Source organism: Streptomyces sp. NPDC024017, from assembly GCF_040638895.1.
Classification (GTDB): domain Bacteria; phylum Actinomycetota; class Actinomycetes; order Streptomycetales; family Streptomycetaceae; genus Streptomyces.
Genome location: NZ_JBEZYZ010000009.1, coordinates 45,235 through 67,332, shown reverse-complemented (window position 1 = coordinate 67,332; position 22,098 = coordinate 45,235). Strand labels below are relative to the sequence as shown.

The 22,098-nt window shown below is 72.5% G+C and carries 26 protein-coding genes; 19 read left to right on the top strand and 7 right to left on the bottom strand.

What is annotated here, in order from left to right:
• The first annotated feature begins 159 nt into the window (after nucleotides 1-159).
• Entirely contained in the window at nucleotides 160-606 is a 447-nt protein-coding gene (locus AB0G20_RS24530) for a type II toxin-antitoxin system PemK/MazF family toxin (protein ID WP_361305974.1), read from the top strand.
• On the opposite strand, the gene AB0G20_RS24525 is transcribed toward AB0G20_RS24530, so the two are convergent.
• The gene (locus AB0G20_RS24525) at nucleotides 569-1,414 is read right to left on the bottom strand and encodes a TIGR02452 family protein (protein ID WP_361305972.1); all 846 of its coding nucleotides are present in this window, start codon (nucleotides 1,412-1,414) and stop codon (nucleotides 569-571) included. The two genes, AB0G20_RS24530 and AB0G20_RS24525, sit on opposite strands and share 38 nt — an antisense overlap.
• A gap of 291 nt (nucleotides 1,415-1,705) precedes the next feature.
• On the opposite strand from AB0G20_RS24525, the gene egtA reads away from it, so the two are divergent.
• The 5 genes from egtA (at nucleotide 1,706) to AB0G20_RS24500 (ending at nucleotide 6,437) form a co-directional block, all read left to right on the top strand.
• Nucleotides 1,706-3,007: an ergothioneine biosynthesis glutamate--cysteine ligase EgtA gene (gene egtA / locus AB0G20_RS24520; protein ID WP_361305970.1), complete on the top strand. Its 1,302-nt coding sequence runs from the start codon at nucleotides 1,706-1,708 to the stop codon at nucleotides 3,005-3,007.
• Nucleotides 3,004-4,341: an ergothioneine biosynthesis protein EgtB gene (gene egtB / locus AB0G20_RS24515; RefSeq protein WP_361305968.1), complete on the top strand. Its 1,338-nt coding sequence runs from the start codon at nucleotides 3,004-3,006 to the stop codon at nucleotides 4,339-4,341. The genes egtA and egtB overlap by 4 nt, the downstream gene beginning before the upstream one ends.
• Complete coding sequence (egtC, locus tag AB0G20_RS24510; protein ID WP_361305966.1) at nucleotides 4,341-5,135, top strand: ergothioneine biosynthesis protein EgtC; 795 nt, start codon at nucleotides 4,341-4,343, stop codon at nucleotides 5,133-5,135. Before egtB ends, egtC begins: the two co-directional genes overlap by 1 nt.
• A complete protein-coding gene (gene egtD / locus AB0G20_RS24505) occupies nucleotides 5,132-6,094 on the top strand; it encodes an L-histidine N(alpha)-methyltransferase (RefSeq protein ID WP_361305964.1) in 963 nt (320 codons plus the stop codon). Before egtC ends, egtD begins: the two co-directional genes overlap by 4 nt.
• A gap of 127 nt (nucleotides 6,095-6,221) precedes the next feature.
• Nucleotides 6,222-6,437, top strand: coding sequence for a dodecin (locus AB0G20_RS24500; RefSeq protein WP_361305962.1), 216 nt, complete (start codon nucleotides 6,222-6,224; stop codon nucleotides 6,435-6,437).
• A gap of 30 nt (nucleotides 6,438-6,467) precedes the next feature.
• Here the strand turns inward: AB0G20_RS24500 and AB0G20_RS24495 are convergent, their stop codons facing one another.
• A complete protein-coding gene (locus AB0G20_RS24495; protein WP_361305960.1) occupies nucleotides 6,468-6,962 on the bottom strand; it encodes a hypothetical protein in 495 nt (164 codons plus the stop codon).
• Between the two features lie 326 nt (nucleotides 6,963-7,288).
• On the opposite strand from AB0G20_RS24495, the gene AB0G20_RS24490 reads away from it, so the two are divergent.
• From AB0G20_RS24490 to rpmF, 3 genes are all read left to right on the top strand, one after another.
• A complete protein-coding gene (locus AB0G20_RS24490) occupies nucleotides 7,289-7,738 on the top strand; it encodes a DUF485 domain-containing protein (RefSeq protein ID WP_361305958.1) in 450 nt (149 codons plus the stop codon).
• Complete coding sequence (locus AB0G20_RS24485) at nucleotides 7,732-9,327, top strand: cation acetate symporter (protein WP_361305956.1); 1,596 nt, start codon at nucleotides 7,732-7,734, stop codon at nucleotides 9,325-9,327. The genes AB0G20_RS24490 and AB0G20_RS24485 overlap by 7 nt, the downstream gene beginning before the upstream one ends.
• Before the next feature lie 103 nt (nucleotides 9,328-9,430).
• Nucleotides 9,431-9,601, top strand: coding sequence for a 50S ribosomal protein L32 (rpmF, locus tag AB0G20_RS24480; protein WP_031108795.1), 171 nt, complete (start codon nucleotides 9,431-9,433; stop codon nucleotides 9,599-9,601).
• Here rpmF and AB0G20_RS24475 read toward each other — a convergent pair.
• On the bottom strand, nucleotides 9,584-10,294 hold the full coding sequence (locus AB0G20_RS24475) for a nucleotidyltransferase domain-containing protein (protein ID WP_361305954.1): 711 nt from the start codon (nucleotides 10,292-10,294) through the stop codon (nucleotides 9,584-9,586). The two genes, rpmF and AB0G20_RS24475, sit on opposite strands and share 18 nt — an antisense overlap.
• A 132-nt stretch (nucleotides 10,295-10,426) precedes the next feature.
• On the opposite strand from AB0G20_RS24475, the gene AB0G20_RS24470 reads away from it, so the two are divergent.
• Together AB0G20_RS24470 and AB0G20_RS24465 are read left to right on the top strand one after the other, a co-directional pair.
• Nucleotides 10,427-11,413 (top strand): LLM class flavin-dependent oxidoreductase, encoded by a 987-nt coding sequence (locus tag AB0G20_RS24470; RefSeq protein WP_361305952.1) that lies wholly within the window; start codon nucleotides 10,427-10,429, stop codon nucleotides 11,411-11,413.
• Between the two features lie 11 nt (nucleotides 11,414-11,424).
• A complete protein-coding gene (locus AB0G20_RS24465) occupies nucleotides 11,425-13,764 on the top strand; it encodes an excinuclease ABC subunit UvrA (protein WP_361305950.1) in 2,340 nt (779 codons plus the stop codon).
• Nucleotides 13,765-13,903: 139 nt separating this feature from the next.
• Here the strand turns inward: AB0G20_RS24465 and AB0G20_RS24460 are convergent, their stop codons facing one another.
• Together AB0G20_RS24460 and AB0G20_RS24455 are read right to left on the bottom strand one after the other, a co-directional pair.
• On the bottom strand, nucleotides 13,904-14,719 hold the full coding sequence (locus AB0G20_RS24460) for a lysophospholipid acyltransferase family protein (RefSeq protein WP_361305948.1): 816 nt from the start codon (nucleotides 14,717-14,719) through the stop codon (nucleotides 13,904-13,906).
• On the bottom strand, nucleotides 14,719-15,486 hold the full coding sequence (locus tag AB0G20_RS24455; protein WP_361305946.1) for a GNAT family N-acyltransferase: 768 nt from the start codon (nucleotides 15,484-15,486) through the stop codon (nucleotides 14,719-14,721). Before AB0G20_RS24455 ends, AB0G20_RS24460 begins: the two co-directional genes overlap by 1 nt.
• Nucleotides 15,487-15,699: 213 nt before the next feature.
• Here AB0G20_RS24455 and gvpO point away from each other — a divergent pair, with 213 nt between their 5' ends.
• From gvpO to AB0G20_RS24415, 8 genes are read left to right on the top strand one after another with little or no spacing between them, the layout of a single operon-like run.
• On the top strand, nucleotides 15,700-16,023 hold the full coding sequence (gene gvpO / locus AB0G20_RS24450) for a gas vesicle protein GvpO (RefSeq protein ID WP_361305944.1): 324 nt from the start codon (nucleotides 15,700-15,702) through the stop codon (nucleotides 16,021-16,023).
• 37 nt (nucleotides 16,024-16,060) lie between these two features.
• Nucleotides 16,061-16,537 carry a gas vesicle structural protein GvpA gene (locus AB0G20_RS24445; RefSeq protein ID WP_361305942.1) on the top strand — a complete coding sequence of 159 codons (477 nt, stop codon included), beginning with the start codon at nucleotides 16,061-16,063 and terminating at the stop codon, nucleotides 16,535-16,537.
• A complete protein-coding gene (locus AB0G20_RS24440) occupies nucleotides 16,534-17,301 on the top strand; it encodes a GvpL/GvpF family gas vesicle protein (RefSeq protein WP_361305940.1) in 768 nt (255 codons plus the stop codon). The genes AB0G20_RS24445 and AB0G20_RS24440 overlap by 4 nt, the downstream gene beginning before the upstream one ends.
• A 4-nt stretch (nucleotides 17,302-17,305) precedes the next feature.
• Nucleotides 17,306-17,575 (top strand): gas vesicle protein GvpG, encoded by a 270-nt coding sequence (locus tag AB0G20_RS24435; RefSeq protein ID WP_361305938.1) that lies wholly within the window; start codon nucleotides 17,306-17,308, stop codon nucleotides 17,573-17,575.
• Nucleotides 17,572-17,916 carry a gas vesicle protein gene (locus AB0G20_RS24430; protein WP_361305936.1) on the top strand — a complete coding sequence of 115 codons (345 nt, stop codon included), beginning with the start codon at nucleotides 17,572-17,574 and terminating at the stop codon, nucleotides 17,914-17,916. Before AB0G20_RS24435 ends, AB0G20_RS24430 begins: the two co-directional genes overlap by 4 nt.
• Nucleotides 17,913-18,767: a GvpL/GvpF family gas vesicle protein gene (locus AB0G20_RS24425; protein WP_361305934.1), complete on the top strand. Its 855-nt coding sequence runs from the start codon at nucleotides 17,913-17,915 to the stop codon at nucleotides 18,765-18,767. The genes AB0G20_RS24430 and AB0G20_RS24425 overlap by 4 nt, the downstream gene beginning before the upstream one ends.
• Nucleotides 18,764-19,012, top strand: coding sequence for a gas vesicle protein (locus AB0G20_RS24420; RefSeq protein WP_361305933.1), 249 nt, complete (start codon nucleotides 18,764-18,766; stop codon nucleotides 19,010-19,012). The genes AB0G20_RS24425 and AB0G20_RS24420 overlap by 4 nt, the downstream gene beginning before the upstream one ends.
• Nucleotides 19,009-19,302, top strand: coding sequence for a gas vesicle protein K (locus AB0G20_RS24415; RefSeq protein ID WP_361305931.1), 294 nt, complete (start codon nucleotides 19,009-19,011; stop codon nucleotides 19,300-19,302). Before AB0G20_RS24420 ends, AB0G20_RS24415 begins: the two co-directional genes overlap by 4 nt.
• 90 nt (nucleotides 19,303-19,392) lie before the next feature.
• On the opposite strand, the gene AB0G20_RS24410 is transcribed toward AB0G20_RS24415, so the two are convergent.
• Both AB0G20_RS24410 and AB0G20_RS24405 read right to left on the bottom strand, forming a co-directional pair.
• Nucleotides 19,393-20,142 (bottom strand): succinate dehydrogenase/fumarate reductase iron-sulfur subunit, encoded by a 750-nt coding sequence (locus AB0G20_RS24410; protein ID WP_361305929.1) that lies wholly within the window; start codon nucleotides 20,140-20,142, stop codon nucleotides 19,393-19,395.
• Entirely contained in the window at nucleotides 20,139-22,097 is a 1,959-nt protein-coding gene (locus tag AB0G20_RS24405; protein WP_361305927.1) for a fumarate reductase/succinate dehydrogenase flavoprotein subunit, read from the bottom strand. Before AB0G20_RS24405 ends, AB0G20_RS24410 begins: the two co-directional genes overlap by 4 nt.
• Nucleotide 22,098 lies beyond the last annotated feature (1 nt).

Here is a 22,098-nt window from a genome sequence, read left to right as displayed (position 1 = left end):
GCGATCGAGCAGGTACCCAGACTCCACGCAGGAGCACACTCTCCTTGAGTCAGGTGCCGAGAGGGCACCTCGTCACTCAACGGACAGAGCCCGAAGGTGCAGATGGACGACGAGCGACCCGGACGGCGGGCTCGCGGGGGCAGCCTCTAAGGTGCCCCCGTGAGCACGTTTGCCGACGAGAACGTCCCCGGCCGTCACGGCCCCTCCGCCACGGTCCAGGCCGACCCGCGCGAGGTGGGCCGTGTCCGCACGGAGTACTCCCCCGCCCACGACGGCGACCCGGACCCCGGGGAGATCGTCTGGACATGGGTGCCCTACGAGGAGAACGACGGCCGCGGCAAGGACCGCCCGGTGCTCGTGGTCGCCCGCGAGCCGGGCGGCACGTTCCTCGCCGTGCAGTTGTCCAGCAAGCGGCACGACGGCGACCGGGAGTGGGTGCCGATCGGCAACGGGCCGTGGGACCGGACGGACCGGGACTCGTGGGTCGACGTGGACCGCGTGCTGCGCCTGCACGAGGACGGCATGCGCCGCGAGGCCTGCGCCCTGGACCGTATGCGCTTCAACCTGGTCAGGCGCCGGCTGCAGGAGCGCTACGGCTGGAGCTGAAGGTCTCCTGGAAGGCGCCCAGCACCGCACGGTCCCGCGTCCGGTCCAGGACTCCGAACACCACGTGCTCGAAGGCCTCCGCGAACCGGCCGCCGGGCCCCAGCAGCGCCCGGAACGCCTGCGCCACCTGCGCGGGGTCGTTGCGGAACACCCCGCAGCCCCAGGCGCCCAGGACGATCCTGCGGTAGCCGTGGGCGACGGCCGTCTCCAGGACGCGTTCGGCCCGGACCGCGAGGGCCCGCGGCAGTTCGGGTGCCCGTTCGGGCGCCGTGCGGAGCACCACGCCCGCGTTGGGCGCGGGCGAGGTCAGGAAGCCCGCGGTGTACGGCTCGGGCAGCAAGGTGCCCCGGTCGTCGCGGAAGACGGGCACGGCCGGTGAGTGAATGACACGGTCCGTGTAGAACGGGTCGCGGTGGGCCCGGTGATGGTCGTAGAAGGCGCGGACCTCAAGGAGGCAGGTATAGAGCGCGGAGGCCCGGCACAGGGCCTCCTCCTGGGCCTGGGCGCCGTTCAGATAACCGCCGCCGGGATTCCGGGCGGAGGCGAAGTTCAGCACGGCCACGTGCCCGCCGAGCCGGCGGGCGGCCTCCAGACTGCTCTCGCCTGTGACCTCGACCAGCGTCCGCCGCGGCCCCGTCACCCGATCGGCGGGCACCCGCACCGGTTCCGGTCCGTACAGGCGCGTACCCTCGCGCGCCGCCCGCAGCTCCGCCGCGATCGAGACCTCACGCCCGTCCGGCGCGCGGTAGGCCCCGGCCGCGACGATCTGCTCGGTCTGCTGCGCGATACCGCGCAGGCGCGCGCTCACGGCGCCACCCCCGTACGCGCCGTGACCGCGTGCCGCGCGGCCGTTCTTGTCGTGCTCACGCAGGCATCGTGGGTGATGCCTGAGCCTCGGTGCAACAGGGTTTTCGCCGTGGGAGAACGCCGGGGAAAGTGCCTGGAAACACCGGGCCCGGCCGCATGACCGCCCGGGAACGCCCCGCTTCGCCCCCTTGTGCCGAGCGACGTGAGCGTCTTGGGTGGGACGAGTGATCCCGGCCCGGGCCGCCGAAGAGCCCGGACCGGTGGCATGGTGGAATCTCAGGAGGATCCCGACATGTCCGATTCGGTAAGTGGCTGTACCCGGCCACGCACCTCATTGTCCGAAGCCGAAGTCGAGGCGCTGGTCCGCGGCATCTGCTTCAAGACCGGCCCGCCACGCCGCCTCGGGGTCGAGGTGGAATGGCTCGTCCACGAGCTGCGCGCACCGCAGCTCCCCGTCACAACCGAACGACTGCAAGCGGCCTACGCCGCACTGCGAACCGTGCCTCTGAGGTCGGCGCTCACCGTGGAACCCGGCGGCCAGCTGGAGCTGAGCTCGCCCCCCGCCGCCTCGCTGACGGAGTGCATCGGTACCGTCTCCGCCGACCTCGACGCCGTCCGCGCGGTTCTGCGCCAGGACGACCTCGCCCTTGTCGGCCTCGGCCACGATCCCTGGCACGAACCCCGCCGGTTCCTGCGCGAACCGCGCTACGACGCCATGGAGGCGTGCCTGGACCGCACGGGCCCCGCCGGCCGCGCCATGATGTGCACTTCCGCCTCCGTGCAGGTGTGCCTGGACGCCGGCCACGAGGAGCCCGGGCCGCTCGGCCTGGTGCGGCGCTGGTGGCTGGCGCACCATCTGGGCGCCGTCCTGGTGGCCGCGTTCGCCAACTCCCCGCTCGCCGCTCACCGGCCGACCGGCTGGCTGTCCACCCGGCAGCTCGTGTGGACCCGGATCGGCGCCGGCCGGGCAGGCGGACCGCGGCTGGACACCGACCCGCGCGGCGCCTGGGCCCGCCACGTGCTGGACTCCCCCGTGATGTGCGTACGACGGGACGGCGGGCCCTGGGACGTCCCCGAGGGGCTCACCTTCCGGGACTGGATCCGCACGGGCGCGCCCCGGCCGCCCACCCGGGAGGATCTCGACTACCACGTCACAACGCTGTTCCCGCCGGTCAGACCACGCGGCCATCTCGAACTGCGCATGGTCGACGCGCAGCCCGGAGACGACGGCTGGATCGTGCCGCTCGCCGTGACCGCCGCGCTGTTCGACGACCCGGAGGCCACCGAGACCGCCTACCGGGCCGTGAAGCCGCTGGCGGAACGGACGCTGGGGCTGCCCGCGCCGCACAACCCGCTGTGGCTCGACGCGGCCCGCAACGGCCTGGCCGACGCGGAACTGCGCGAGGTGGCCGTCACGTGCTTCACGACCGCGCTGGACGCCCTGCCCCGGCTCGGCGCCTCCCCGGAGGTCGTCGAGGCCGTCACCGCCTTTCTGGACCGCTACGTCGTCCTGGGCCGCTGCCCCGCCGACGACCTGCTCGACCGACAGCGCGCCACGGACGGTCGCGCCCACGGGAAGGACTTCCGCTCATGACCGACACCGATCCCGCTGTCGACGCCGGGACCGTCGACCCCGAGGTGCTCCGTGAGCGGGCGGTCGCCTCACTCGTCGTCGCCCGCGACCGCACCACCCTGCTGACGAGTTGCGTGGAGGAGCCCGACCTGACCGCGCAGCACTCGCCGCTGATGTCGCCGCTGGTGTGGGACCTCGCGCACATCGGCAACCAGGAGGAGCAGTGGCTGCTGCGGGCCGTCGCCGGGCACGAGGCGATACGCCCCGAGATCGACGGCCTCTACGACGCCTTCGAGCACCCGCGCGCCGAGCGGCCGAAGCTGCCCCTGCTGTCGCCGGCCGAGGCCCGCACCTACGCGGCCGATGTGCGCGGCCGGGCCCTGGACGTGCTGGAGCGGGCCGCGTTCCACGGGACCCGGCTGACGGAGGCCGGGTTCGCCTTCGGGATGATCGCGCAGCACGAACAGCAGCACGACGAGACCATGCTGATCACCCATCAGCTCCGTACCGGCCCGCCGGCCCTGACGGCGCCCGATCCGGAGCCGGCGCCGCTGGTGACCGGGCCGTCCGAAGTCCTCGTCCCGGGTGGCCCGTTCACGATGGGCACCTCCGGCGAGCCGTGGGCCCTGGACAACGAACGCCCCGCGCACCGGCGCGAGGTGGCGCCCTTCCGCATCGACACCACCCCGGTGACGAACGGCGCCTACCAGGCGTTCATCGAGGACGGCGGTTACGACAACCCGCGGTGGTGGACGGCCGACGGCTGGGCGCACATCCGCAAGTACGGCATAGACGCCCCGCTGTTCTGGCGGCGCGACGGAAAGCAGTTCCTCAGGCGCCGGTTCGGCGTCACCGAGGTCGTCCCGCCGGACGAGCCGGTGCTGCACGTGTCCTGGTACGAGGCCGACGCCTACGCCCGCTGGGCGGGACGCCGGCTGCCCACGGAGGCCGAGTGGGAGAAGGCGGCCCGGCACGACCCGGCCGGCGACCGCTCGATGCGCTACCCGTGGGGCGACGCCGACCCGGGCCCCGAGCACGCCAACCTCGGGCAGCGGCACCTGCGTCCGGCGCCCGCCGGGAGCTACCCGGCCGGTGAGTCGCCGCTCGGCGTACGGCAGTTGATCGGCGACGTGTGGGAGTGGACGGCGAGCGACTTCCTGCCGTACCCGGGGTTCAAGGCCTTCCCGTACAAGGAGTACTCGGAGGTCTTCTTCGGGCCCGAGTACAAGGTGCTGCGCGGCGGTTCGTTCGCGGTGGACGCGGTGGCCTGCCGGGGCACCTTCCGCAACTGGGACTATCCGATCCGGCGGCAGATCTTCTCCGGATTCCGCACGGCCCGGTCGGAGGACGTCTGATGTGCCGTCACGTGGCGTACGTGGGGCCGCAGGAAGCGCTGGGCCGGCTCCTCGTGGATCCCGCGCACGGGCTGTACCGGCAGTCGTGGGCGCCCCGGCACCAGCGGTACGGGACGGTCAACGCCGACGGTTTCGGCGTGGGCTGGTACGCCGAGGGCGACCCGGTGCCGGCCCGCTACCGCCGGGCCGGGCCGATCTGGGCGGACCTGTCGTTCGCCGATCTCGCCCGGGTCGTACGGTCCACCGCGCTGCTCGCCGCGGTGCGCGACGCGACGCTGTCGGGCGCGGACGCGGAGGCCGCGGCGGCCCCGTTCGCCGCGGGGACCTGGCTGTTCAGCCACAACGGGGCGGTCCGGGGCTGGCCAGGCTCGCTGGCCTCGCTGTCCCGGACGCTGCCGCACGAGGACCTGCTGTCCCTGGAGGCCCGCAACGACTCGGCGCTCGTGTGGGCGCTGGTGCTGGCGCGGCTGCGAGGCGGCGACGAGGAGGGCCAGGCGATGGCCGACACGGTCCTGGAGGTAGCCGCCGCGGCCCCCGATTCGCGGCTCAACCTCCTGCTCACCAACGGCGACACCATCACCGCGACCGCCTGGGGCGACACCCTCTGGTACCTCACCCGGCCCGGCGGCGGCACCGTCGTGGCCTCCGAGCCCTACGACGACGATCCGCACTGGCAGGAGGTCCCCGACCGCACCCTGCTCGCGGCGAGCCGCACCGACGTGCTGCTCACCCCGCTCAAGGAGCCGACCGACGCCTCCGTGCCCTCCCCCTCGTTGAAGGAGCCCCGTACGTGAGCCCGTTCCGCCTCACCCGCACCCTGCCCGAGGACGCCACGGACGCCGCGCTGCGCGCCGACGTCCACCGGGGTCTGACCGGCCACCCCAAGACGCTGCCGCCGAAGTGGTTCTACGACGCGCACGGCAGCGACCTGTTCGAGAAGATCACCGAACTGCCCGAGTACTACCCCACGCGCGCCGAACGGGAGATCCTCGTGGCCCGCTCCGGCGACATCGCCGCGGCGACCCGGGCGCGCACCCTGGTCGAGCTCGGCTCCGGCTCCTCGGAGAAGACCCGGCATCTGCTCGACGCCCTCACGGTCCTGCACACCTACGTCCCGGTCGACGTCAGCGAGAGCGCCCTCACCCAGGCCGGGCAGGCGCTCGCCGCCGAGCGGCCGGGGCTGGACGTGCACGCGCTGATCGCCGACTTCACCGCGGAACTGACCCTGCCGGACACACCGGGGCCCCGGCTGGTGGCGTTCCTCGGCGGCACGATCGGCAACCTGCTGCCCGCCGAACGCGCCGCGTTCCTGGCGTCCGTACGCGCCCTGCTCGCCCCGGGCGACGCCCTGCTGCTGGGCACGGACCTGGTCAAGGACGAGGAGGTGCTGGTCCGGGCGTACGACGACAGGGCCGGGGTGACGGCCGCGTTCAACAAGAACGTCCTGACCGTGATCAACCGGGAGCTCGGCGCCGACTTCGAGCCGGACGAGTTCGACCACGTGGCGCGGTGGGACGCCGAGCACGAGTGGATCGAGATGCGGCTGCGTTCCCGTACGGCGCGGACGGTGAAGGTGCCGGCCCTCGATCTCACCGTCGACTTCGCGGCGGGTGAGGAGATGCGGACCGAGGTGTCGGCGAAGTTCCGGCAGGAGGGCGTGCGCGCCGAACTGTTCGCGGCGGGGCTGGACCTGAGCCACTGGTGGACCGACGGCCCGGGCCGGTTCGCGCTGTCGCTGAGCGTGGCGCGCTGACACCGGGGAACCCGGGGCGGCGGCGACGGCGGGAGACGACGTCTCGCGCTTCGCCGCCGCTTGGGGCACGGTGGAATGACGCGTGACACTCCCGTCACAGGAACGTCATGGGAAGAGGAGCAGCGGTATGTCGAACCACACCTACCGGGTCACGGAGATCGTCGGCACCTCGCCGGACGGCGTCGACCAGGCCATCCGCAACGGCATCGAACGGGCCTCGCAGACGCTGCGCAACCTGGACTGGTTCGAGGTGACGCAGGTGCGCGGCCAGCTCGAGGACGGGAACATCGCGCACTGGCAGGTGGGCCTGAAGGTGGGCTTCCGGCTGGACGAGTCCGAGTAGGTCGCGGCGAACGGTCCCCCCGCAGGCGCCTCAGGTGCGCCCTTCGCGCTCCTGCGCCGCCTTCATGTCGGCGGACCGGGTCACCCAGTCGGCCCGTACGACGGTGAAGCCCGCGCGCCGGGCGTCCGCGCAGACCAGTTCGTCGTCGTCCACGAGGACGCGGACCTCGCGCGTGCGGGCGAGCCGCCGCAGGATCTCCAGCTTGGTGAACCGGGCCGGCCGGCGATCGGCGTCCCGCCGCATGTGTACGCGCCCCTCGGGCAGCCCCTGGGCGGCGAGCCAGTCCAGCGTGTCGCGCCGGCAGCGCTCGGGCCGCCCGGTGAGGTAGACGATCTCGCACTCCCGCGCCCTCTCCCGGACCAGCGCGATGCCCTCCGGGACCGGCGGGTCCTGCGGCGCCGCCGAGAAGAACCCCTCCCAGTCCTTCGGCCTGCGCTCCAGGAACTTCTGCCGGTGCGTGGTGTCGGCGAGGGTGTTGTCCAGGTCGAACACGGCCAGCGGGGCCTTGCTGCGGTCGTCACTCACGCCGCCCAGCCTAAGCGCATTTGAGACAGCCTGAGCCGGAAAATGGTCCGCACTGTTCTAGCAGTTGATGCCTCAAGGACAGCACTGACATACTCCGCTCTCAGCCTCGCCACCACCCGTGGCGGGGCTGGTCGGGGATCTCCACACAGAACCCCGAGGCCGTCCGCGTGAATCCGAACAGCGAGCTTTCCGGATTCACGAGCCCCCCACAGAGCCCGCACCCCCACCGCGCGTCCGGCATCCCTTCACCCTGCCCGAAAACCGGACGCGGCCACTGACCCGCCGGGGTCGAGTGCGGGGCACGATGCAGCGAAGAAGGTGCGCCTGTGCCCGAATATTCACCACAGCGGGACGACACTCCCACATTCCCGCTTCCGCACATCGAACATACTCCGCCGTCTCGTATATCCGACCTTCCCGAATTCCACTCTCTGCGCCGCGCACAGCGTCGGTTCGGCATCAGGGCGACCGTCCTGTCCGTCGGTGGATTCCTGCTGTATGTGCTGCTGTCGAGTTTCGTGCCCGCGGTGATGAACCAGCCGCTGTACGGCCGCCTCACACTCGGACTCACCCTCGGCCTCGGCCAGTTCGTCGTCATGGGCGTGACCGCATGGTGCTACGTCCGGCACATGCGCACCCGGGTCGATCCGCTCGCCCGCGGCCTGAAATCCCGGCTCTATGAGACCGGGAGCCGCCGCGCCCGTCCGGCGGCGTCCCCGCAGGGGGTGGCCGGGCAGCCGCTCCGGCACGGAACGAGGGGGTTCCGCACGTGGTGACCGCCGCCGCCATCGACGACGACAGCCTGCAGCTGACGTTCGTCCTGTTTCTGACCGTCGTCGTGATCACCCTGTTCACGGCGCTGCTGACGGCTCCTCAGCGCGACGAGATCAGCGAGTTCTACCTCGGCAACCGTGCCATGTCGCCGCTGCGCAACGGCCTCGCCATGTGCGGCGACTACCTGTCCGCCGCCACCCTGCTGGGCAGCACCGGGCTGGTCGCACTGACCGGGTACGACGGGCTGATGTACCTCGGTGGCACCACCGTCGCCTGGATGATGGTGCTGCTGCTGATCGCGGAACCCCTGCACCGCACGGGCAAGTTCACGCTCGGCGACACGGTGGCGCTGCGCCTGCCCCGGCAGCAGCGGCCGGTGCGGGTCGCGCTGGCGGTCTGCATCCTGGCCATCGCCACGCTCTACCTGGTGGCCCAACTCGTGGGCAGCGTAACCCTGCTGACCCAGTTCACCGGTGTGCCGAGCGGCACCACCCGTACCCTGTGCGTGGTCGTGATCGGCGTCTTCGTGATCCTGTACGCCTCCCTCGGCGGCATGCCGGGGGCGACGGTCATCCAGATCATCAAGGCCGTGATGCTGGTGGTGGGCGTGCTGTTCACCGCGGGCTGGGTGCTGCACCACTTCGACTGGAACCCCAACGCGTTGCTGGAGAGGGCGTCCGAGCGCAGCGGTTCCGGCCTGAGCTTCCTCCAGCCCGGGTTGCGCTACGGCGGCACCGTCAGCAACAAGCTGGACTTCCTCAGCCTCGAACTGGCCATCGTGCTCGGCCTCGCCGCCCTTCCGCACGTACTGATGCGGCTGCTCACCCCGCGCAACAGCGGCGTCCTGCGCTCCTCCGTGCTGTGGGCCGTCGGCCTGGTCGGAGCCGTCTGCTTCGGGGCCGGCATCATGGGCCTCGGCGCCACCGCGCTGCTCGGCCGGGACACCATCGAGAGCACGGACCGCACCGGCAACGCCTCCGTCCTGCTGCTCGCCCACGAGCTGGGCGGCAGTGTCCTCACCGCGCTGCTGACCTGTCTGGCGTATCTGACGCTGCTCGCCGTGGCCGTCGGCCTCACCCTGGCCGCGGCCTCCTCCCTCGCGCACGACCTCTACAGCGAGGTGATCCGCAAGGGCCGGGCGAGCGAGACGGAGGAACTGACCGTCGCCCGGTTGTCCGGGGCGGTCATCGGTGTCCTCGGCATCCTGCTGGCCCTCGTCGCCTGGGGGGCGAACACCGCGACGCTCGCGTTCCTGGCCTTCGCCATCGCGGCGTCCGCGATCCTGCCGACGATCATCTACACCCTCTTCTGGCGGCGCTTCAGCGCGAAGGGCGCCCTGCTCAGCCTCTACGGCGGCCTGCTCTGCTCCGTCCTGCTGGCCACCTTCTCCCCGGTCGTCTCCTCGACGCCGGGCTCGTTCTACCCCGAGGCCGACTTCGCCTGGTTCCCGCTCCAGAACCCCGGCATCGTCTCCATCCCCGTGGGCTTCCTCCTGGGCTGGCTCGGCACGGTGCTCGACAAGGGTCCGGCCGAAGAGGCCGCCGCGCACGAGGAGTTCGAGGTGCGGATGCTCGTGGGCGCCGACGACTGACACGCCTCTCCGGGGCAGCGGTGGCCGGGCACCGGGACGCACATTGTTAATGGGATCCATTTTCATGTAGCGTCCTCGGTGCCCGATCACGAGGAGGAGTCCCATGGCTGTCCCGAAGCGGAAGATGTCCCGCAGCAACACCCGTCACCGCCGCGCCCAGTGGAAGGCCGCCACCCCGACACTGGTCCCGGTCACCGTCGACGGCGTCCGTCACCTCGTCCCGCAGAACCTGGTCAGGGCCTACGAGCGCGGCCTGCTACGCCCCGACGGCTGAGCTCGCCGTCTCCGCCCACAAGTGCGCCCGGACCCGGCGCAGCCAGGCCTCGACCGGCGCCTCGTCGGGCTCGTCCGGCAGCGCCGTGGGCCCTTCGTCGAAGGCGGCCTCGTAGTGCCTGAGCAGCGGCAGGGCGGCGGACGGGTCCGCGGCGACGCGCTCGCCGAAGGCGTGGTACTCGTCCGGGTTCTCGACGCGGATCGTCAGCCGCCCGGTGGTGTACAGCTCCAGGCCCTGCCCGCACAGCCGTTTCAGATGCCGCGCGTGCTTCGCGGTGCGCTTCCGGGTGTCGGCGGAGAACGACCCGTCGCCGCGCGTCTCCAGCCGCCGGAACTGCTGGGTGGCGTACCCGAGGTAGGCGTCCCGGACGCGCCGGGCGCTCAGGAACGCCGTGCGGATGCCGATGAGCTCGTCGCCGAGCGGGGTGCGCACCTCGTACAGGTCGTCGGGGAGCCACACCAGCTCCATCGCGGTCGGGTTGCCGCCGAGGGCCAGCCGGCACCACTTGGCGGCCTCGTGCAGGGTGCGGTCCGGCGCCGTGCTGACGTGCGACTCCTTCGGCCGGCGCAGACCGTGCAGTTCCTCGGTGGGCGCGGCGAACAGGCCGAGGCGGTCGATGTCCGAGCCCGGGCGGGCGAGACCGTAGGCGGTGGAGCCGACGATGCCGGAGAGCAGGACGTTGGGGACGGTCATGGTCGGCCGCCTTTCGCTACGGGGTTCGAACATTGTCCTGACGTGCCAGGACGCGGTCACCCGGTTTTCCGGGCGGTGGTGTCCCCGCGCCGCGGCGGAATACCGGCGGCCCCGCCCGGCGTAGAACCTGGTATGGATCCCGTGCGCCTCTCCGTCCTCGACCGCTCCCGCACCCGCGAGGGGCACACCCACCCCGAGGCGCTGCGCGACACCGTGCGGCTGGCGCGGGAACTGGAGCGGCTCGGCTACCACCGGCTCTGGGTCTCGGAGCACCACGGCGTGCCCGGGGTGGCCGGTTCCGCGCCGACCGTGCTGGCCGCCGCTGTCGCGGGCGCGACCCGGACGATCCGGGTCGGCACCGGCGGGGTGATGCTGCCCAACCACCGGCCGCTGGTCGTGGCCGAGCAGTTCGGGGTGCTGGAGTCGCTGTTCCCCGGACGGATCGACATGGGCCTCGGCCGGTCCGTCGGCTTCACGGACGGGGTGCGCAGGGCCCTGGGCCGCGACAAGGGCGACGCCGAGGACTTCGAGGCCCAGCTCGGGGAGCTGCTCGGCTGGTTCCGGGGCACCTCCCCCACCGGGGTGCACGCCCGCCCCGCCGAGGGCCTGACCGTGCCCCCGTTCGTCCTGGCCATGGGCGAGGGCGCCGGCATCGCCGCCCGCTCCGGCCTGCCCATGGTCATCGGCGACCTCAGGAACCGGGACAGGATGCGGCGCGGCATCGACCACTACCGCGGGCACTTCCGCCCCTCCGCCTGGGCCCCGGAGCCCTATGTCGTCATCTCGGGCACGATCGCCGTGGCCGGCACCCCCGAGGAGGCCCGGCGGCTGCTGATCCCCGAGGCCTGGTCCATGGCGTACTCCCGCACCCACGGCACCTTCCCGCCGCTGCCGCCCGCCGAGCGCGTGGAGGCACGCACGATGACCGCCAAGGAGCGCGGCTTCTACGAGTCCGGCCTGACGGGTCACATCGCCGGGACCGAGGAGCAGGTCGCGCACGAGCTGGAGACGGTGCTGAAGGAGACGGGCGCCCAGGAGGTCCTGGTCACGACCAGCACGTACGACCGTGAGGCCCTGCTGGACTCCTACCGGCGGCTGGCCGCGATCACCTCCGGTTAGAGTCGTTTCCCATGCACGACCCCCATGACCCGTTCGTCCGTGTCCGCGGTGCCCGCGAGCACAACCTCCAGGGCATCGACGTGGACATCCCCCGGGACGTGCTGGCCGTGTTCACCGGTGTGTCCGGTTCGGGGAAGTCGTCGCTGGCGTTCGGCACGATCTACGCGGAGGCGCAGCGGCGCTACTTCGAGTCGGTCGCGCCCTACGCGCGCCGGCTGATCCACCAGGTCGGCGCGCCGAAGGTCGGGGAGATCACCGGTCTGCCCCCGGCCGTCTCGCTCCAGCAGCGCCGGGCGGCGCCCACCTCGCGGTCCTCCGTGGGCACCGTCACCAACCTCTCCAACTCCCTGCGGATGCTGTTCTCCCGGGCCGGCACCTACCCACCCGGAGCCGAGCGGCTCGACTCCGACGCCTTCTCGCCGAACACGGCGGTGGGGGCGTGCCCGGAGTGTCACGGGCTGGGCCAGGTGCACCGTACGAGCGAGGAACTGCTGGTCCCCGACCCGTCGCTGTCGATCCGGGAAGGGGCGATCGCCGCGTGGCCGGGCGCCTGGCAGGGCAAGAACCTGCGGGACATCCTCGACGCGCTCGGGTACGACGTGGACCGGCCCTGGCGCGAGCTGCCCGCCGGCGAGCGGGAGTGGATCCTGTTCACGGACGAGCAGCCGGTGGTCACGGTGCATCCCGTGCGGGACGCCGACCGCATCCAACGGCCGTACCAGGGCACGTACATGAGCGCCCACCGGTACGTGATGAAGACGTTCTCGGACTCCAAGAGCCCGGCCCTGCGGGCGAAGGCCGAGGGGTTCCTCACCAGTGCGCCCTGCCCGGCGTGCGGCGGCAGCCGGCTGCGCCCCGAGGCCATGGCGGTGACGTTCGGCGGCCGGACCATCGCCGAGCTCGCGGCACTGCCGCTGGTGGAGCTGGCCGCCGGTCTCGACGGGACCTCGGAAGCGGCCCGGGTCCTCACCGACGACCTGCGGTCCCGTATCGCGCCGGTCTTGGAGCTGGGTCTCGGCTACCTCAGTCTCGACCGGACCGCTCCCACCCTCTCCGCGGGCGAACTGCAGCGCCTGCGCCTCGCCACCCAGCTGCGCTCCGGCCTGTTCGGGGTCGTCTACGTTCTCGACGAGCCGTCGGCCGGACTGCATCCGGCGGACACCGAGCCGCTGCTCACGGTGCTGGAGCGGCTGAAGGCGTCCGGGAACTCGGTGTTCGTGGTGGAGCACCACCTCGACGTCATGCGCGGCGCCGACTGGCTGGTGGACGTGGGTCCGGACGCGGGCGAGCACGGCGGGCGGGTACTGCACAGCGGCCCGGTGGCCGAGCTGGCCGGCGTGGAGGAGTCGGCGACGGCCCGCTACCTGTTCGACCACTCCGCCGTTCCGGCCCGGGACGTGCGCGAGGCGACCGGGTGGCTGAAGACCGGCCCGATCACCCGGCACAACCTGCGCGGCGTGACCGCCGCGTTCCCGCTCGGCGTGTTCACCACGGTGACCGGGGTGTCCGGCTCCGGCAAGTCCACTCTCATCGGCGAGATCACCGAGGACGCGGCGGGCGTGGGCCGGCTGGTCTCGGTCGACCAGAAGCCGATCGGCCGCACCCCGCGCTCGAACCTCGCCACCTACACGGGCCTCTTCGACGTCGTACGCAAGGTGTTCGCGGCCACCGACGGGGCCCGCGAACGCGGTTTCGGCGTCGGGCGGTTCTCCTTCAACGTGGCGGGCGGGCGCTGCGAGACCTGCCAGGGCGAGGGGTTCGTCAGTGTGGAGCTGCTGTTCCTGCCGAGCACGTACGCGCCGTGCCCGGACTGCGGCGGGGCCCGCTACAACCCGGAGACGCTGGAGGTGGCCTACCGGGGGCGGAACATCGCGCAGGTGCTGGATCTGACGGTGGAGAGCGCGGCGGAGTTCTTCGCGGACACCCCGGCCGTGGCCCGCAGCCTCGGCACGCTGCTCGACGTCGGCCTGGGCTACCTCCGTCTCGGCCAGCCCGCGACCGAGCTCTCCGGTGGCGAGGCCCAGCGCATCAAGCTGGCGAGCGAACTGCAGCGCGGCCGGCGCGGCCACACGCTCTATCTCCTGGACGAGCCCACGACCGGCCTTCACCCGGCCGACGTGGACGTGCTGATGCGCCAGTTGCACGGCCTCGTCGACGCCGGGCACACCGTGGTCGTCGTCGAGCACGACATGTCCGTCGTCGCACGGGCGGACTGGGTGATCGACCTCGGGCCGGGCGGCGGCGACGCGGGCGGCCGCATCGTGGCGGCGGGCCCGCCCGGGGACGTCGCACGCTCGGCGGACAGCCGGACGGCACCGTATCTGGCGCGCACGCTCGCCGGATCCCGCTGAGGTCCGGGAACGCGCACGCCGGGCTGCCGAGGTCCGGGAGCACGCACGCCAGGTCCCACCCAGGTCCGGGAGCACGCACGCCGGATTCAGGCGAGGTCCAGGCACGCGCACGCCAGATCCCGCCAATGCCCGGGAGCCCCTACGCCACCAGCACCGTGTGCGTCCAGGCCGGCGCGGCCGTCTCCTCGGGCTGTGCCGAGCGGGCGAGAGCGCGGCGGTCGGGGCTGCTGCCCGGTGGGATGGGGGCCTGTACCTCGACCTCCGCGATCAGGCCGCGGGCCGTCGCCACCCGCCACAGGGAGGCGAGCAGCGTGTCCTCGCCGACGTAGGCGGGGGCCGTGGTGGTCGTGCCGCCGCTGAGCCGGTAGCCGATCCGCACCGGCTGGACGGGCACCCCGGCGTCCAGGGCGGCCTGGAAGACGGCCCGGCGGAAGGTGCCCTGGGCCCGGCCGCACCAGGTGCTGCCCTCGGGGAAGGCCGCGACCGCGGCGCCCTCGCGCAGCGCCCCGGAGATCCGGGCGATCGTGTCCGGCAGGGCCCTCAGGCGGTCCCGGTCGATGAACAGGGTTCCGCCGCGCGCGGCCAGCGCACCGGCGACGGGCCAGCGCCGTACCTCGGTCTTGGCCAGCATCCGCGCGGGGCGTACGGCGGCGAGCAGCGGGATGTCCAACCAGGAGATGTGGTTGGCGACCAGCAGCAGTCCGCCGGTGGGGGCGGCGGCGCCGGTGATGCGGACCCGGACGCCGGCGGCCCGCACGATCCACCGGCACCAGCGCCGCACCAGGGACGCCGGTATCCGGGCGCCGAGGGGCGTCAGCGCGATCCCCGCGAGAAGGAGCAGGAGGACCGCGGTGAGCCGCAGCACGGCACGCGGCACGGCCCGCGCCCGCACGGCCGCCGACGCCTCGACACAGGCCTGCGGCGTGCAGGGCGCGGTGGGCAGCCAGGCGCTCATCAGGCCGGGACGAGGGAGAGGAAGTGGCGCAGGTAGCGCGCGTTGACGCGGCTCATCGGCAGCAGGACGTACAGGTCGGCTACGCCGAAGTCCGGGTCGTGGGCGGGTTCGCCGCACACCCAGGCACCGAGGCGCAGGTAGCCGCGCAGCAGGGCGGGCAGTTCGACGCGGGCGGCGGGCGCGGGACCCGGCGTCCACGGCAGCAGCGGCCGCACCCGGAACTCCTCGGGCGAGAGGTGCTTGTCGCTCACCCGGTCCCAGGTGGCGGACGCGAGGGCGCCGCCGTCGGCGAGCGGTACGGAGCAGCAGCCGGCGAGCCACTCGTGGCCGCGGTCGACCATGTAGCGGGCGATGCCCGCCCAGATGAGGCTGATGACCGCGCCGTCGCGGTGGTCGGGGTGGACGCAGGAGCGGCCGACCTCGACGAGCTGCGGCCGGATCCCGTCGAGCGCGGTCAGATCGAACTCGCCCTCGGAGTACAGCCGCCCGGCGACCGCCGCCCGCTCCGGCGGCAGCAGCCGGTAGGTGCCGACGACCTGGCCGGTCGTCTCCTCCCGTACGAGCAGGTGGTCGCAGTACGCGTCGAACGAGTCGACGTCGAGGCCCGGCTGCGGGCCGGCCAGCAGGGCGCCCAGCTCCCCGGCGAAGACGTCGTGCCGCAGCCGCTGGGCGGCACGCACGTCCTCCTCGTTCCGGGCGAGGGTGACGGTGTAGCGGGTGGGGGCCGCGGGCTGCGCGGGGCGGTCGACGGTCAGTACGCCGGTCATGGCTCTCTCCTGGTCACGGGCCGGTCGGTGAGGCGGGGCGCTGAGCGGTGTGGTGCGATCCTTCGCCTCTGTTCTGCCGATGCCGCCTGACCTTCGCGTGTCATGTGCAGAGAGAACGGGTGTGAGGTTGCTGAACGGCTCGCGCCCAGGGGCTCGGCCCGGATGGCCTAGCCGGACACGCGCGCACCGGCTCCGGCGGCAAGAGTGAACTGCATGACAGAACCCGGAGCCGGCGAGCGACGAAGTGGCTCGGCCGCGTCCACCAAGCGCCGGCGCGGTGTACGCGGTGCCGGGGAGGCCGCCCGGCGCGCCGCCGAGGCGCTGACGGAGCTGATCAGCCACCGCCTCGAAGGGGTTTCCGCGGTGTGCCGGGGCGAGGACGACGGCTGGGTCGTCGACGTCGACGTGCTCGAACTGGCCCGCATCCCCGACACCACCAGCCTGCTCGCGACGTACCGGGTGGAACTGGACTCGGCGGGCGAGCTCGTGCAGTACCGCCGGATCGCACGCTTCCGGCGCGGTGCCCAGGACCAGTGACCGGACCGTCGCAACCGCTGACCGGAAGGACCGCCGCATGACCGTCTACAGCGACGAGATCGTCTGTTCACCCCGCGCCGGAACCCTCTACGACGTGCTGGAGCTGATTCTCGACCGCGGCATGGTGATCGACGTCTTCGTGCGCGTCTCGCTGGTCGGGATCGAGATCCTCAAAGTCGACGCGCGCATCGTGATCGCCAGCGTCGACACCTACCTGCGCTTCGCGGAGGCGTGCAACCGCCTGGACCTCGAGAACGACACGCGCTCCAAGACCGTGCCCGAGTTGTTCGGAGGGCCGGTCTCCAGGGCCGTCGGCAAGGCGGGCGCCAAGCGCGCCGCCGGTTCCCTGACCGACAAGGTGCGCGACGTCCTCACCCCGGACGACGGCACGGAAGACGACGTGGACGCCGACGAGGGCGACGCCCGCGCCGAGCGCGCCCCGCGGCCCGCACGCAAGCGCCGCAGTGACGACGACCGCCCGCGGCCCCGGCGCCGCAAGGCCGAGGAGGAATGACCGTGACGGCCACCGCCGCCCTCACCACCGCCGGCACGCTCGGCACCCTGTACGTCTACGGCATCGCCCCCGCGGGCGTCCGGCCCCCGAAGGCGCCCGGCGTGGACGGTGCGGCGGTGCGGCTGCTGACCGAGGCCGGGCTGTGCGCGGCCGTCTCGGACACTCCGGCGTCCGTCCGCGCGCGGCGCCGGGACCTGATGGCCCATCAGGCGGTGCTCGGCGAACTGGCCGCGCAGGGCCCCGTCCTGCCCATGCGGTTCGCCGTCCTCACGCCCGACGCGGAGACGCTGCGCGGCCAACTGCGCACCGATCAAGCCCGATTGGCGGTGCAGCTCGACGGCGTACGGGGCTGCGTCGAGATGAATGTGAAGGGCACAGTCGTGCACGGGTACTTCGCCGACCTCGTACGCCGGGACGACGCCCTGCGCGCGCTCGCCCGCCAGACCCGGCACCGCCCCGGCTACGAGGCGAACGTGCGGCTGGGCGAGGCGCTGGCCCGGGGCGTCGCACGCGAGGCCCGCGGCGCGGCGCGGGAGGTGCTGGCCCGCCTGGCCCCGCTCGCCGTGCGCACGTTTCAGGGACCGGTCGACGACGAGCAGGTGCTGAGCACGTCGTTCCTGGTACGTTCCGCCGACGAACAGCGCTTCCGACAGGCCGTGGCCGCGCAGGCACGCGACTTCGGGGACAGGCTGGCCCTGAGTGTGACCGGGCCGCTGCCGTGCTACAGCTTCGTCGACGCGCAGTCGGCCACGGCGGGCCGGTGACGTCGTGGGACTCGTGAGCGGGCTCCTGCTGCTGCCCCTGGCCCCGTTGCGCGGCCCGCTCTGGGTCGCCGACCACCTGCTCCAGGAGGCCGAACGCCAGACCTGCGGCCCGCGTGCCGTGCAGGCACGCCTGGCGGCACTCAACCGGGCCCTGGAGGAAGGTGCCATCGACGAGGCGGCCTTCGAGGAAGAGGAGGAGCGGTTGCTCGCCCTTCTCGACAGTCCCGTCCGGTACGCCGGTCCCCCTCGTCCACACCGCGGGAGCTCTTCGTGACCGACCTCGGCACCTGGCCCGCGGGCCCGGGGGCGCAGCCGGTCGGGCCGCCCTCCGGCAGCCTCGCGGACCTCCTCGAACGCGTTCTGGACAAAGGCATCGTCATCGCGGGCGACATCAAGATCGACCTGCTCGACATCGAACTGCTCACCATCCGTCTGCGCCTGTTCATCGCCTCGGTCGAGACCGCCAAGAAGGCGGGCATCGACTGGTGGGAGACGGACCCGGCGCTGTCCTCGCGCGCCGCCCGGGACGCGCTCACCGAGGAGAACGCGCGTCTGCGTGCCCGTCTGGAGGCCCTGGAGGAAGCCGACCCCGACACCGCGGAGGTGGTCCGATGAGCACGCTGCCGGCCGGCCGGGCGACCGCGACGGAACCGGACGCGCCGCGCCCCACCGTCACCTGTGTGTTCGCCGTGACGGACACGCCTCCGCCGGACGAGGTGGTCTCGGTGACACCGGGCCATGACGGCGGCGGTCCGCTGCGGGTCCTGGCCGCGGGCCCGCTTCACCTGATCGTGCAGGACGTTCCCGCGGCGGACTTCGGCGAGGACGCGCTCACCGAGCGGCTCAACCGGCCCGAGGAGCTGGAGCGTTGCGCCCGCGCCCACCACCGGGGCGTGGAGACGGCCGCGAGCACGGGCCCCGTCGTTCCCCTGCCGATGGCGACGCTGTATCTGGACGACCGCAACGCGGTACGAGCGGTGACCGGCCGGGCGGATTCCCTGCGCGCCCTGCTGGACCGGCTGCGCAACCGTACCGAGTGGGCGGTCAAGGTACACGGCCCTGCGACCGAGCGCGCGTCCGGTGCCGCCGGGGACGGACCGGCCGACGGGCGGTCGTACCTGCGCCGGGCGAGCGCTCGGCGGCGCACCGAGCGTGAGGCGCGCGAGCACGCTCTGGCGCAGGCCCACGCCGTCGACCGGGAGTTGCGGCGGTACGCCGTCGCCGCGACCCGGCACCGGCCGCAGAGCGAGCAGCTGACCGGCAGGAGCGTCCCGCAACTGCTCAACGCGGCCTATCTGGTCGACGACGGTCAGCGCGCCGAGTTCGTCCGGGCCGTCGGCGAGCTGGCCCGCGACGCCCACCGCACGGCCGTAGAGGTCACCATGTCGGGGCCATGGATCCCGTACTCCTTCGCCCGGTCGGACGCGGTGGAATGCGACGACGCACAGCAGGAGGTCCGCGCATGAGCGTGCCGGTCGCCGGGGGTGCCGACCGCACGGCGGTGCCGTGGGACGGCCCGGAGCCGTACGCGCCCGTCGGGGTGCCGCTCGTCGACCTGCTCGACCGGGTGCTGGCGACCGGCGTGGTGGTCAGCGGTGACCTCGTGCTGGCCATCGCGGACGTGCCGTTGGTGCGGATCTCCCTGCACGCCCTGCTGGCGTCGGTCAGCGACCGGGTCCCCGCGCCCTGGTCGGACAGCGGGCCGCTGTGACCGCGCCGCGCACCCACGCGCTGGACCTCGATCCCGAGCGGGTCACCAACGACCTGGCGGCCCTGGTCCTGACCGTGGTGGAACTCCTGCGGCAGCTCATGGAGCGCCAGGCGGTGCGCCGTTTCGACGAGGGGACGCTCAGCGCCGAGCAGGAGGACCGGCTCGGTACCGCGCTGATGCTGCTGGACCAGCGCATGGACGAGTTGTGCGCGCAGCACGGGCTGCGGCGCAGTGACCTCAACCTGGACCTCGGTCCGCTGGGCCCCCTCCTCGCCGATCCCGGCCCGTGACACGGACATACGAGACGGGACCGGGAAGAGCACCACTCCCGGTCCCGCCCGTCCGCACCTACCGGCGAACGTCTCTCCCCCAGCACGGGGTCAGCGCTTGGCTGCCTTGCGGGTCGCCCGCAGCCACTCCTTGTTCATGCTCGTGATGGACATCAGCGGAATGCCCTTCGGGCAGGCGGTGGCGCACTCACCGGCGAGCGTGCACCCCCCGAATCCCTCCTCGTCCATCTGCTCCACCATGTCCAGCACCCGCGTCTCCCGCTCGGGCGCCCCCTGCGGCAGCACGTTCAGATGGTTGATCTTGGCGGAGGTGAACAGCATCGCCGCCCCGTTCGGGCAGGCCGCCACACACGCCCCGCACCCGATGCACTCGGCGTGCTCGAAGGCGAAGTCGGCATCCGGCTTCGGCACCGGCGTGGCGTGCGCCTCGGGGGCCGCCCCGGTCGGGGCGGTGATGTACCCGCCGGCCTGGATGATCCGGTCGAACGCCGACCGGTCCACGACCAGATCCTTGATCACCGGGAACGCCGAGGCCCGCCACGGCTCCACGTCGATCGTGTCGCCGTCCTTGAACGACCGCATGTGCAACTGGCAGGTGGTGGTCCGCTCGGGACCGTGCGCATCGCCGTTGATGACCAGCGAGCACGCGCCGCAGATGCCCTCGCGGCAGTCGTGGTCGAAGGCCACGGGGTCCTCACCCCGCAGGATGAGCTCCTCGTTGAGCGTGTCGAGCATCTCCAGGAAGGACATGTCGGGCGAGATCCCGTCCACCTCGTACGTGGACATCGTGCCGTCGGCGTCGGCGTTCCGCTGCCGCCAGACGCGCAGGGTGAGCTTCATGCGTAGCTCCGCTGGGTGGGGTGGACGTACTCGAAGACCAGGTCTTCCCGGTGCAGGACGGGAGCCTCGCCGGTGCCGGTGAACTCCCAGGCGGCGGCGTACCCGAACTCCTCGTCCCTGCGGGCCGCCTCGCCGTCGGGCGTCTGGGACTCCTCGCGGAAGTGGCCGCCGCAGGACTCCTCGCGGTGCAGCGCGTCGAGGCACATCAGCTCGGCGAGCTCCAGGTAGTCGACGACGCGGTTGGCCTTCTCCAGCGACTGGTTGAATTCCTCGCCGGTGCCGGGCACCTTGATGCGCCGCCAGAACTCCTCGCGGATCTGCGGAATGCGCTCCAGCGCCTTGCGCAGCCCCGAGGCGGTGCGGGCCATGCCGCAGAACTCCCACATGAGTTCGCCGACCTCGCGGTGGAAGGAGTCGGGGGTGCGGTCGCCGTCGACGGACAGCAGCAGGTTGATCCGGTCCTGGGTCTCGGCCAGCACCTCCTGGACGACGGGGTGTTCGCCGGTCACGGCGTCGTGGTGCGGGTTGCGGGCCAGGTAGTCGTTGATGGTCGAGGGCAGGACGAAGTAGCCGTCCGCGAGGCCCTGCATCAGCGCGGAGGCGCCGAGCCGGTTGGCGCCGTGGTCGGAGAAGTTGGCCTCGCCGATCGCGAACAGCCCGGGGATGGTGGTCTGGAGGTCGTAGTCGACCCACAGGCCGCCCATCGTGTAGTGCACGGCGGGGTAGATCCGCATCGGCACCTCGTACGGATCCTCGTCGGTGATCCGCTGGTACATGTCGAAGAGGTTGCCGTACTTGGCCTCGACGGCCGCTCGGCCCATGCGTGCGATGGCGTCGGCGAAGTCGAGATAGACGCCTTGCCCGCCCGGCCCCACTCCCCGGCCCTCGTCGCAGACGTTCTTCGCGGCGCGGGAGGCGATGTCCCTCGGGACGAGGTTGCCGAAGGACGGGTAGATGCGCTCCAGGTAGTAGTCGCGCTCGTCCTCGGGGATCTCGTTCGGGGGCCGCTGGTCGCCCTTGGCCTTCGGCACCCAGATCCGCCCGTCGTTGCGCAGCGACTCGCTCATCAGCGTCAGCTTGGACTGGTGGTCGCCGGTGCGCGGGATGCAGGTGGGGTGGATCTGCGTGAAGCAGGGGTTGGCGAAGTACGCGCCGCGCCGGTGGGCCCGCCAGATCGCGGTGGCGTTGGAGTTCATGGCGTTCGTCGACAGGTAGAAGACGTTGCCGTAGCCGCCGGAGGCGAGCACCACGGCGTCCGCGAAGTACGTGTCGATCTTCCCCGTGACCAGGTCACGGGCCACGATCCCGCGTGCCCGCCCGTCGACGACGATCAGGTCGAGCATCTCGGTCCGTGGGTGCATCTCGATGTTCCCGGCGGCGATCTGCCGGCTGAGGGCCTGGTAGGCGCCGAGGAGAAGCTGCTGGCCCGTCTGGCCGCGGGCGTAGAAGGTGCGCGAGACCTGCACGCCGCCGAAGGAACGGGTGTCGAGCAGCCCGCCGTACTCACGGGCGAAGGGCACGCCCTGGGCCACGCACTGGTCGATGATCTCGACGGAGATCTGCGCGAGCCGGTGGACGTTGGACTCGCGGGCGCGGAAGTCGCCGCCCTTGACGGTGTCGTAGAACAGGCGGTGGACGGAGTCGCCGTCGTTGCGGTAGTTCTTCGCCGCGTTGATGCCTCCTTGCGCGGCGATGGAGTGGGCGCGGCGGGGCGAGTCCTGGTAGCAGAACTGGACGACGTGGTAGCCCTGTTCGGCGAGTGTGGCCCCGGCGGAGCCGCCGGCGAGGCCGGTGCCGACGACGATCACGGTGTGCTTGCGCCGGTTGGCGGGGTTGACCAGCTTGGCCTCGAAGCGGCGCTTGTCCCAGCGCTCGTTGATCGGCCCGGACGGGGCCTTGGTGTCGACGACCGGCTCACCGGTCGCGTAGGCCGTGTACTCGCGGTAGGAAGTCATC

Excerpts from the sequence above, each read along its gene's own strand:
- egtA (WP_361305970.1), top strand. The coding sequence starts at position 1,706 with ATGTCCGATTCGGTAAGTGGCTGTACCCGGCCACGCACCTCATTGTCC.
- egtB (WP_361305968.1), top strand. The coding sequence starts at position 3,004 with ATGACCGACACCGATCCCGCTGTCGACGCCGGGACCGTCGACCCCGAG.
- egtC (WP_361305966.1), top strand. The coding sequence starts at position 4,341 with ATGTGCCGTCACGTGGCGTACGTGGGGCCGCAGGAAGCGCTGGGCCGG.
- AB0G20_RS24500 (WP_361305962.1), top strand. The coding sequence starts at position 6,222 with ATGTCGAACCACACCTACCGGGTCACGGAGATCGTCGGCACCTCGCCG.
- rpmF (WP_031108795.1), top strand. The coding sequence starts at position 9,431 with ATGGCTGTCCCGAAGCGGAAGATGTCCCGCAGCAACACCCGTCACCGC.
- AB0G20_RS24475 (WP_361305954.1), bottom strand. The coding sequence starts at position 10,294 with ATGACCGTCCCCAACGTCCTGCTCTCCGGCATCGTCGGCTCCACCGCC.
- AB0G20_RS24470 (WP_361305952.1), top strand. The coding sequence starts at position 10,427 with ATGGATCCCGTGCGCCTCTCCGTCCTCGACCGCTCCCGCACCCGCGAG.
- AB0G20_RS24465 (WP_361305950.1), top strand. The coding sequence starts at position 11,425 with ATGCACGACCCCCATGACCCGTTCGTCCGTGTCCGCGGTGCCCGCGAG.
- AB0G20_RS24460 (WP_361305948.1), bottom strand. The coding sequence starts at position 14,719 with ATGAGCGCCTGGCTGCCCACCGCGCCCTGCACGCCGCAGGCCTGTGTC.
- AB0G20_RS24455 (WP_361305946.1), bottom strand. The coding sequence starts at position 15,486 with ATGACCGGCGTACTGACCGTCGACCGCCCCGCGCAGCCCGCGGCCCCC.
- gvpO (WP_361305944.1), top strand. The coding sequence starts at position 15,700 with ATGACAGAACCCGGAGCCGGCGAGCGACGAAGTGGCTCGGCCGCGTCC.
- AB0G20_RS24445 (WP_361305942.1), top strand. The coding sequence starts at position 16,061 with ATGACCGTCTACAGCGACGAGATCGTCTGTTCACCCCGCGCCGGAACC.
- AB0G20_RS24440 (WP_361305940.1), top strand. The coding sequence starts at position 16,534 with ATGACCGTGACGGCCACCGCCGCCCTCACCACCGCCGGCACGCTCGGC.
- AB0G20_RS24425 (WP_361305934.1), top strand. The coding sequence starts at position 17,913 with ATGAGCACGCTGCCGGCCGGCCGGGCGACCGCGACGGAACCGGACGCG.
- AB0G20_RS24420 (WP_361305933.1), top strand. The coding sequence starts at position 18,764 with ATGAGCGTGCCGGTCGCCGGGGGTGCCGACCGCACGGCGGTGCCGTGG.
- AB0G20_RS24410 (WP_361305929.1), bottom strand. The coding sequence starts at position 20,142 with ATGAAGCTCACCCTGCGCGTCTGGCGGCAGCGGAACGCCGACGCCGAC.
- AB0G20_RS24405 (WP_361305927.1), bottom strand. The coding sequence starts at position 22,097 with ATGACTTCCTACCGCGAGTACACGGCCTACGCGACCGGTGAGCCGGTC.